Annotated in this window: 1 protein-coding gene; it reads right to left on the minus strand. The window is 37.3% G+C overall.

All coding sequences use genetic code 11. The features are described from left to right. A partial coding sequence (locus ACFXI4_RS44750; protein ID WP_385003469.1) for an ABC transporter substrate-binding protein occupies window positions 1-900 on the minus strand: 900 nt, incomplete at its 3' end. Window positions 901-1,083: the final 183 nt, after the last annotated feature.

The following is a 1,083-nucleotide window of genomic DNA, read 5'->3' on the forward strand; positions in this document are numbered from 1 at the left end:
CGCTAGAGCTTCTAATTTTTTTTGTGCGAATGGTTGATAACCACTTGAGTTACGACCTAAAAACCAGTTTTTACTATCAATTCGAAATGGATCTGTCGTAACAGTGGCTGCATCTTTCAAAATATATCCTTTTTTATAAAACTCATGCATAGCCTTCAAATAAGTCATCATTTCTGGAGTCTCATAAGTATTAACAACTGTTTGTGTATCGCCTTCAAATGCAACCGCTAGCGGTACACCACCACCGATAATATTGTCATAAGGAATACAGACACTGGTACGGGTCATACCGATTGGCGTAATATTCGTATCAGTATTTTTTTCTGCAAACTTTTCTAATACTGGAGCCAATGTTTCTACACCTTCAACATTCTCTACATCCAATTGGTATTGATCTACCAAATCTTTATTAAAGGTCCAATATTCCGTTGTGGCAATATCGTTATTGACTGGCAATCCATAAGTTTCGCCATTAATTGCCCCACCTTCAATAAATCCTTCATTCAATTCAGCTGCATAATCTTTCAACTCTTTATCCAAATGATCGTTGAGACTAATGAAAGCACCTTTGTTCCCATAATTCACATAATCTGTGCCATTGACGAAACAAATATCATATTCTTCTCCTGAATTGATCATCACACCAAGCTTTTGCTGATAATCCCCGTCCGGAATCAGCCGCATATCCAACTCTACATTGATTTCTTCCTTTAATTTTTCGTTGACTTTTGTCATGACCTCATCAAAATCTTTGGGTTCTTCTCCAACCTGATACCAAGTAACTTTTGTGGTTCCTGTTTCATTATTTGCTTCGCCATTACTGCTACCACAAGCACCTAATAGGCCAAGGGTTAGTACAGAAGCACCACCAATCAAATATTTCTGCATGTTCTTTTTCATCTTTTAACATCTCCTATTCTTTTTTATTCTTTCACTCCACCGATCGTCAATCCTTGAACAAAGTATTTTTGGAAGAACGGATAAACAATTGCAATCGGTAAAGTAGCTACTACGACCATTGCCATTCGTGTTGATTCTTGAGGAAGGCTATTTTGAATTGCTTGTTGCTGCGCTAATGTAATG

Source organism: Streptomyces sp. NPDC059224 (assembly GCF_042754285.1).
Taxonomy (GTDB): domain Bacteria; phylum Actinomycetota; class Actinomycetes; order Streptomycetales; family Streptomycetaceae; genus Streptomyces.